This window comes from Humitalea rosea, assembly GCF_003253705.1.
Lineage (GTDB): Bacteria > Pseudomonadota > Alphaproteobacteria > Acetobacterales > Acetobacteraceae > Humitalea > Humitalea rosea.
The window spans coordinates 171094-179524 of record NZ_QKYU01000008.1 but is presented as its reverse complement, the minus strand read 5'-3'; the positions used below and the strand labels follow the sequence as shown (position 1 = coordinate 179524).

The 8431-nt window shown below is 73.5% G+C and carries 7 protein-coding genes; all 7 read right to left on the bottom strand.

Annotation, left to right across the window (positions count from 1 at the left end):
• Nucleotides 1–91: 91 nt before the first annotated feature.
• The 7 genes from mraY to mraZ are packed head-to-tail and all read right to left on the bottom strand — an operon-like array spanning nucleotide 92 to nucleotide 8427.
• Nucleotides 92–1180, bottom strand: coding sequence for a phospho-N-acetylmuramoyl-pentapeptide-transferase (mraY, locus tag C8P66_RS08985; RefSeq protein ID WP_111397904.1), 1089 nt, complete (start codon nucleotides 1178–1180; stop codon nucleotides 92–94).
• Nucleotides 1177–2520: a UDP-N-acetylmuramoyl-tripeptide--D-alanyl-D-alanine ligase gene (locus tag C8P66_RS08980; RefSeq protein WP_111397903.1), complete on the bottom strand. Its 1344-nt coding sequence runs from the start codon at nucleotides 2518–2520 to the stop codon at nucleotides 1177–1179. The genes mraY and C8P66_RS08980 overlap by 4 nt, the downstream gene beginning before the upstream one ends.
• Entirely contained in the window at nucleotides 2517–3959 is a 1443-nt protein-coding gene (locus C8P66_RS08975; protein ID WP_111397920.1) for a UDP-N-acetylmuramoyl-L-alanyl-D-glutamate--2,6-diaminopimelate ligase, read from the bottom strand. Before C8P66_RS08975 ends, C8P66_RS08980 begins: the two co-directional genes overlap by 4 nt.
• A gap of 1 nt (nucleotide 3960) precedes the next feature.
• Complete coding sequence (locus tag C8P66_RS08970) at nucleotides 3961–6126, bottom strand: peptidoglycan D,D-transpeptidase FtsI family protein (RefSeq protein ID WP_111397902.1); 2166 nt, start codon at nucleotides 6124–6126, stop codon at nucleotides 3961–3963.
• Nucleotides 6123–7076 (bottom strand): cell division protein FtsL, encoded by a 954-nt coding sequence (gene ftsL, locus C8P66_RS08965; protein ID WP_111397901.1) that lies wholly within the window; start codon nucleotides 7074–7076, stop codon nucleotides 6123–6125. The genes C8P66_RS08970 and ftsL overlap by 4 nt, the downstream gene beginning before the upstream one ends.
• Nucleotides 7073–8002 carry a 16S rRNA (cytosine(1402)-N(4))-methyltransferase RsmH gene (rsmH, locus tag C8P66_RS08960; protein ID WP_111397919.1) on the bottom strand — a complete coding sequence of 310 codons (930 nt, stop codon included), beginning with the start codon at nucleotides 8000–8002 and terminating at the stop codon, nucleotides 7073–7075. Before rsmH ends, ftsL begins: the two co-directional genes overlap by 4 nt.
• Entirely contained in the window at nucleotides 7999–8427 is a 429-nt protein-coding gene (gene mraZ / locus C8P66_RS08955; RefSeq protein ID WP_111397900.1) for a division/cell wall cluster transcriptional repressor MraZ, read from the bottom strand. Before mraZ ends, rsmH begins: the two co-directional genes overlap by 4 nt.
• Between the last annotated feature and the right edge of the window lie 4 nt (nucleotides 8428–8431).

Here is an 8431-nt window from a genome sequence, read left to right as displayed (position 1 = left end):
CAGAGCAGGCGCGGGCGGCGTAGTCCCAACACAACGCAGCCGACCGCGCCTGCGGACCACACAAAAAGCGCTTGCTCAGCGTGACGGTATCTCATCGGATCTTCAGCGTCGAGAGGCCGACGAGGGCGAGGATCATCGCGATGATCCAGAAGCGGATGACGATGGTGGCCTCGGCCCAGCCCTTCTTCTCGAAGTGGTGGTGCAAGGGCGCCATCAGGAAGACGCGCTTGCCGGTGCGCTTGTACCAGAACACCTGGATGATGACGGACAGCGTCTCGACCACGAACAGCCCACCGACGATGGCCAGAACCACCTCATGCTTGGTCGCGACCGCGACGGCGCCGAGCGCGCCGCCAAGGGCGAGGCTGCCGGTATCGCCCATGAACACCGCCGCCGGCGGCGCGTTGAACCAGAGGAAGCCGAGCCCCGCACCGACCAGCGCCGAGCAGAACACCGCAAGCTCGCCCGCGCCGGGCACGCCATGCAGTTGCAGATAATCGGCGAAGATGCGGTTGCCGACGAGATAGGCGATCAGCGCGAAGACGCCGGCGGCGATCATCGCCGGCACGATCGCCAGCCCATCCAGCCCATCGGTCAGGTTCACGGCGTTCGAGGCGCCCATCATCACGAACATGCCGACCAGCGGAAACAGCAGCCCGAAGTTCAGCAGCGCTTCCTTGAAGACCGGAAAGACGAAGGCGCCCTGCAGGGCGGGGGGCATCAGCGCGGTGATCCAGACCGAGGCGAGCAGCCCGATCACCGCCTGCGCCACCAGCTTGGTGCGGCCGGACACGCCCTTGGTGTTGCGCTTGGTGACCTTCAGCCAGTCGTCCACGAAGCCGATCGCGCCATAGCCGATGGTGACCATCAGCACCGCCCAGACCATGCCATTGCGCAGATCCGCCCAAAGCAGCGTCGCGGCGGCGATGCCGAGCAGGATCAGCACCCCGCCCATGGTCGGCGTGCCCTTCTTCTCGATCAGATGGCGTTCGGGGCCATCCTCGCGGATCGGCTGCCCGCCGCGCTGGAAGGAGCGCAACCAGCGGATGATGCGCGCGCCGAAGACGAGGCTGATCAGCAGCGCCGTGATGCAGGCCGCACCCGCGCGGAAGGTCGTGTAGCGGACGAGGTTGAAGGCGATGAAGTCATCGGACAGCCCCGACAGCAAAAGCGGGATCATGCTGCCAGTTCCTTCAATGCGGCGACCACCACCGCCATGCGGCTGCCGAGGGAGCCCTTCACCATCACCGCATCGCCATCCCGCAGCACCCCCGCCACCAGCGGCGCCAAGGCGGTGCTGTCGGCGGTGGCCTGGCCGCGGCGTTCGGCCGGCAGGGCCTCGAACAGGCGCCTCATCAGGGGGCCGCAGCAGAAGACGAGATCGGCCACGCCCACGACGTCGGGGAGGAGACAGAGGTGCTGCGCGGGCCCCGCCTCGCCCAGCTCCAGCATGTCGCCGAGCACCGCGATGCGCCGGCGCGCCTCCTGCGCCGCCAGCACCGAAAGGGCGGCGCGGACCGAGGCGACCGAGGCGTTGTAGGATTCGTCCAGCAGCAGCGCGCTGCCGCCGCCGGGCAGCCTCAGCACGACGCGCTGCCCGCGCCCCGCGCCCGCGCCGAACGTGGCCAGGGAGGCGGCGAAGCCCAGCGGATCGGCGCCGAGGGCGGCGGCGGCGGCGATCGCCGCGATGGCGTTCATCGCCATATGCGCGCCGGGGGCGCCAACAGTGAAGGCGATGTGATGGCCATAGAGCCGCGCCGACACCTCGACCGAACCGGCCTGTTCGCGGACCTCAAGCAGCCGCGCCTGGGCGCCGGCGGCGTGGCCGAAGCCCACCACCCGCCCGGGCGCCGTGGCGGCCAGGGCGGCGAAATGCGGGCTGTCGGCGGGCAGCACGGCGATGCCGCCCCGCTCCAGGCCCAGCAGGATATCGCCCTTCTCCGCCGCGATCGCCGCCTCGCTGCCGAGGTTGCCGACATGGGCGGTGCCGATGTTGGTCACCACCGCCACATCGGGCCGCGCCAGGCGGGCGAGGGGGGCGATCTCGCCGCGGTTGTTCATGCCGATCTCGATGACTGCGTAGCGGGCCGCGCGCGGCAGGCGGGCCAGGGTCAGCGGCACGCCCCATTGGTTGTTGTGGCTGGCGGCGCTGGCATGGGTCAGGCCCTGCCCGGCGAGGCCGTGGCGCAGCATCTCCTTCACCGTGGTCTTGCCGACGCTGCCGGTCACCGCGACGACGCGGGCGCTCGTCCGCGCCCGGCCGGCGGCGCCGAGGGCGGCGAGCCCCACCAGCGTATCGGCGACGCGCAAGCCCGGCACGTCCTCGGCGACCATGGCGCAGGCCGCACCCCGGGCGAGCGCATCGGCGACGAAGGCATGCCCGTCGCGTTCGGCGCGCAGGGCGACGAACAGGTCGCCGGCCACCACGGCGCGGCTGTCGATGGCCACGCCCGTCACATCGGCGCCCCCGGTCCCGCCGGTCGCCTGCCGCAATTCGGCGGCGGTCCAGAGCGCGCTCATCCCGCCAGGCCCCGCACCACCGACACATCGTCGAAGGGATGGGTGACGCCGGCGATGGTCTGGCCCGGCTCATGCCCCTTGCCCGCGACCGCCAGCACATCGCCGGGGCCGAGGGCGGCCATGGCTTCGGCGATGGCCCGCGCGCGGTCGCCGATCTCGATGCCCTCGGGGCAGGCGCTGCGGATCGCGGCGCGGATCAGGGCCGGGTCCTCGCCGCGGGGATTGTCGTCGGTGATGAAGGCGAGGTCGGCGTGCGCCGCCACCACCGCGCCCATCAACGGCCGCTTGCCCGGATCGCGATCCCCGCCCGCGCCGAACACGGCCACCAGCTTCCCCGTCGCATGCGGGCGCAGCGCCGCCAGCAGCCGCGCCAGCGCATCCGGCGTATGCGCGTAATCGACATAGACGGCGGCGCCATTGGGCAGGCGCGCGGCCAGCTCCATCCGCCCGCGCACGCCCGTGAGCCGCGCCAGCGCCGACAGCGGGTCCCGCCCGCCCGTCACCGCCGCAAGCCCCGCGGCCAGCAGCGCATTGTCGGCCTGGAAGCGCCCGACCAGCGGCAGCATCACCGCATGCCGCGCGCCGAAGGCGGCGATCTCCAGCGCCAGCCCCTCCGGCAAGGGCTGCGCGGAGAGGAGGCGCAGGTCCCGCCCGGCCTCGCCGACCGTCAGCAGCCGCAGCTGCCGGCGCGCGGCGATGCCGGCGAGCGCGCCCAGGGTCACGGGGTCCATATCCGCATTGGCGACGACGGCGGCCTGGGGCGGCAGCAGCACCTCGAACAGCCGCAGCTTGGCGGCGCGATACCCGGCGAGGTCGTGATGGTAATCCAGATGGTCGCGGGTGAGGTTGCTGAACCCCGCCGCATGCAGCCGCACCCCATCCAGCCGCCGCTGGTCCAGCCCGTGCGAGGAGGCCTCCATCGCCAGCCGGCCGACGCCGTCCCGCGCCAGCCGCGCCAGCATGGCATGCAGCGCCACCGGATCGGGGGTGGTCAGGCCGGGGCCGGAGGAGACGCCGTCCCGCGTCAGCCCGAGCGTGCCGAGCGAGGCGGCGGGGCCGCCGCCGTCCAGGGCCCATATCTGGCGCAGGAACTCGGCGGTGCTGGTCTTGCCGTTGGTGCCGGTGATGGCGACGATGCAGGCCGGCTGCAGCCCGTAATGCGCCGCCGCCATGCGGGCGAAGGCGCGGCGCGGGTCGGCGGCGGTCAGCAGCGGGCGGGGCGGCACGCCGGGCGGCCATTCGGTGCCCTCGGGCGCCAGCACGGCGGCGGCCCCGCGGGCCACCGCCTCGGCGATGAAGCCGCGGCCATCGGCGCGGACCCCGGGCAGGGCGGCGAAGAGGAACCCCGGCGCGACGGCGCGGCTATCGGCCGTCAGCCCGGCCAGCTCGGCGCCGGTCTCGCCGCTGGTCAGGGCGATGGCGGGTTCGCGCGCCAGCATCTCAGCGAGCGTCACGCTGGCTCTCCGGCCCCAGGACCGCCTGATGCAGCGCGGGCGGCTCGCCCGAGGTGAGGCGGAGGGGGGAGGCGCGGTTGATCGGCACCGGCGGCGGCAGGATGTGGGCCGGGACCGGGGCCACCGGTTCGCCCCGGTGGGGCCGGGGCGGCGTGGCGCCGGTGGTCGCGCGGCTGGGCGGGCGGGCGGGCGCGGCACCGCCTGAGGGGCGGCGGGCCGGCTCGGCCTCGGCGGCGGTGCCGGGGCGTGCCGCCGGGGCCGCGGCCGGGCGGGGCATCACCGCGTTCATGGCGGCGACGGCGGCAGTGATGGTGCCGGGCTCGGCGGCGGGCGCCGTGACCGGGGGGGCGCCGCTGGCGCGGGGCTGCAACGGCATCCGCGTCGCGGCGATCAGCGCGGGATTGGCCGGGTCCTCCGGCACCAGGCCCAGGATCGGGGCGATGCGGCTGATGACCGTATGCGCGGCGGGGGCGGCGACCCAGCCGGCAGTGGCGAAGCCATGGCTCATCGCATTCGGCGAGGGCTCATCCACCATCACATAGACGGCGTAGCGCGGCGCATACATCGGGAAGGCACCGACGAAGGCCGCGATCCGCTTGTTGGCGAGGTAGTTGCCGTTCGGCCCGGTCTTCTGCGCCGTGCCGGTCTTGCCGCCGACGAAATAGCCCGGAACCTCGGCCGAGCGGCCCGAGCCATCGGTGACGACGAGGCGCATCAGCCGGCGGATGGTCTCCGAGGTGCGCTCCGACACCAGCCGAATGCCCTCGCGCTCCTCGCCGTCGGGATGCGCCAGGATGGTGGGGCGGCGCAGAATGCCGCCATTGGCCAGCGCCGCGACCCCGTTCACCACATGCAGCGGCGTCACCGAGATGCCGTGGCCGAAGCCGATGGTCAGCGTGTTGACCTCGCGCCAGCTTCGCGCGGAAGGGGCGAGGGGGGTTGCCGTCTCCGGCAGCTCGATCCGCTGGCGGTCCAGCAGGCCGGCGGCACCCATGAAGGCGCGATGGCGCAGCGTGCCCACCGCCTCGGCCATATGCGCGGCGCCGAGGTTGGACGAGTAGGCCAGGATCTCCGGCAGCGCGAGCCAGCGGCCCTTGCCGCGATAATCGCTGATGGTGAACCGGCCGATGCGGATCGGGCTGGCGGCATCATAGCCGCCCATGACGGTGGTGGTCCCGGCCTCCAGCGCCATGGCGGTGGTGAACAGCTTGAAGGTGCTGCCCGGTTCGTAGAGTCCCACGGTGACGCGGTTGAAGCGCTGGTCGGAGGTGGCCGAGCCGAGGTCGTACTGGTCGAAATCCGGCAGGCTGACCATGGAGATGACTTCGGAGGTGCGGACATCCAGCACCACGCCGGCGCCGCCGATGCCGCTGTAGTCGGCGATCGCCTTGGCCACCGCTTCACGCAGCGCGAGCTGCACGCGGATATCGAGCGAGAGGCGAAGCTGGTCCGAGGCGCGCAGCCGCAGCCGCTCGTCGAAGAACCGCTCGACGCCGGCGATGCCATTGCCATCGACATCGACGGCGCCGAGCGCATGCACCGCGGCGCGACCCTGCGGGTAGTAGCGGCGCTCGGCCTCCTGAAACTCCAGCCCCGGGATGCCGAGGCCGTTGACCGCGGCGACCTCGCGCGGGGTCAGCGCGCGGGCGAGGTAGGCGAATTGCCGGTCGGTCGAGAGCCGCGCGGTGACGAGATCGACATCGAGCTGCGGCAGCACCGCGGCCAGCCGCAGCGCGACGCTGCGCGGATTCTCGATCACCCGGGGATTGGCATAGAGCGCGGTGATCGGCAGCGAGACGGCGAGGATTTCGCCATTGCGATCGGTGATGGCGCCACGGCTGACCGTGGGTTCGGTGGCGGCGGCGATGACCGGGCGCAGGGCGGCGCCGACCCGGCGCGGGGTCGCGGGGTCGAAGATCGTGGCATCGGCGAGCTTCAGCCCGACCGCGCCGAACAGCACCGAGAAACCAATGGCGGCGAATTTGAGCCGGCTGCGCGTCATGGCCCGCGCGGCGCGGACGCCGTGCAGGCCGGGATCGGCGGTGGAGGCGACGGCGGTGCCGGGCGCGGGCCGCGCCGGGCGCTCGGGTGAGGGCACCCTGCGCAGCGGCTCGGCGTCGGGCGGCGGGGCGCCGCGGGGGGCGCCGGTCATCGCGCCGCCGAGCCGTAAAGCGTCGCGGCATTGGCCGAGCTGATCAGCCCGCCGCCGCCATAGGGGACGGGGGGCGGCAGCATCGGCTGGTCGCTGCGCGCCATGCCGCCCAGCGCGCTGACGGCCGGCGCCGGGGCGCGGAACTGGGCCGCGGCGTTGGGGGTGTCGGCGTCGCGGCCCAAGGCGGGGCGGGACGGTGCGGCGCGCGGGGCGGCCACGGCCACGGTGACCGCACGGGGCGCGGGGGCCGGGCGGGCCGGGGCGGGGGCCGCGACGGCGGCGACGCGCACGACCTGGACCGAGGCGGCGGGCGGGCTCGCATGGGTGACGGGCGGGGCAAGCGGGCGCTCGGCCGCGGCCGGCTGGGCCATCGGCGTGGGCGGCGGCGGCGCATGCGGGCGCGGGGCCGGGGCCTGGGCAGGGGGCTCGATGCTGGCCAGGGCGATGGGGGCGGAGGTGACGGCTGCCGCTGCCAAGGCTGCCGGCGCCAAGGCTGCCGGTGACACGGGGGCCGGTGACACGGGGGCCGATGACACGGGGGCCGGTGCCACGGGGGCAGCCGCGGCAACCACGGCGGCGGCGCGCGCGCGCCCGGCGAGCAGCGTCTCCCGGCCCTCGACCGGCGCCGGATCGGCGAAGAGGCTCGGCGCACCGGCGAAGGCGACGCGCTCCGGCAGGCGGCGGTCCATGTCCGTGAGGCGGACGAACTGGGACGGCGCCATCGGCTCCAGGGTCAGATGCTGCTCGACGACGCGGCGCAGCCGGTCCGGCTGGTTCAACAGCGCCCATTCGGCGCGCAGCACCTGGCTGCGTTCCCGCGCCGCCTCGGTCTGGCGCAGGATGTCGCGCAGCTCCCGCTCCAGCACCGCGGTGCTCTGCTTGACCGAATAGAGATGCAGCCCGGCGCCGGCGGCGCCGAGCAGGATCAGGATCGTGAGGGGACGCATCATGCGGCCAGGCGCTCCATCGCGCGCAGCCGCGCGCTTCGGGCGCGCGGGTTCCGGTGGGTTTCGTCGGACCCCGGGCGCAGGGCCTGGGGGGTGAGCAGGCGGAAATCGGTTGGCGCCGGGCGGGCCATCAGTGCTGCGGGATTGTGCCGGCCGGGGCTCGGCGTGCGGCCGCAGGCGGCGGCCATGAAGCGCTTCACGATCCTGTCCTCCAGCGAATGGAAGGCGACGACCACGAGCCGCCCGCCGGGGGCGAGCAATGCCGTCGCGGCGGCAAGGCCACGCTCGATCTCGCCCAGCTCGTCGTTCACCCTGATCCGCAGGCCCTGGAAGGAGCGCGTCGCGCCATCCATGCCGGAGGGATCGCGCGGCACATTGGCACGGATGATCTCGGCCAGACGCTGGGTGGTTTCGATCGGGGACTCGGCGCGCGCGGCCACGATGGCCCGCGCGATGCGGCGGGAATGGCGCTCCTCGCCGAAGGTGAACAGCACGTCGGCCAGCTCCTTCTCCGGCAGCGAATTCACGAGATCGGCGGCCGAGGGGCCGGCGCGTTCCATCCGCATGTCGAGAGGGCCCTCACTGCGGAAGGAAAAGCCCCGATTCGGCTGATCGATCTGGAAAGATGAGACCCCGAGATCGAGAACGATACCATCCAGCAGGGCGATGTTCTGCGATGCCATCAGCGATCCGATCTCGCCAAAGCGGCCTTCGAGCAGATGCAGCCGGCCGGGATGGGCGGCCGCGAGGGGCGCGCCGCGCGCAATCGCGTCGGGGTCGCGGTCGATCGCATAGAGGGTGCAGCCGGCGGCCTCCAGGATCGCCGCGGCATAGCCGCCGCCGCCGAAGGTGCCATCGCAATAGAGGGCGCCGTCGCGGGGGGCGAGCATGTCCAGCACCTCGGCCAGCATCACCGGAATGTGGCTCATGCGGCACCGCGCGAGCGGGTGCGCAGGGCGGCCGAGCGCGCCGCCCAGGCCGCCGGCTCCCAAAGCTGGAAATGTGTGCCCAGGCCGACACAGAGCAGGCTGTCGGTCAGGGCGGCGTGTTTCGCGAGTGTATCCGGCAGTGTCACGCGGCCTTCGGTGTCGGGGCGCATCGGGAAGGCGTCGGAATAGAGTTCGGAGGCCAGGTCTTCGCGTTCCTCGGAAAAGGGGTCGAGCGCGTCCAGCGCGCGGGCCTGGGCGTCGAAGGCGGGCTGGGGCAGGGCCTCGATGCAGGGCAGGCGGCGCGACGGGCGCAGCACGAGATCCTCGGTGCCCAGGCGCGAGAGCGCATTGCGGAAGGCCGAGGGCACCGAAAGGCGGCCCTTGCGGTCCAGCTTGACCGCGTGCGTGCCGAGAAAGGCGCTCATCGGG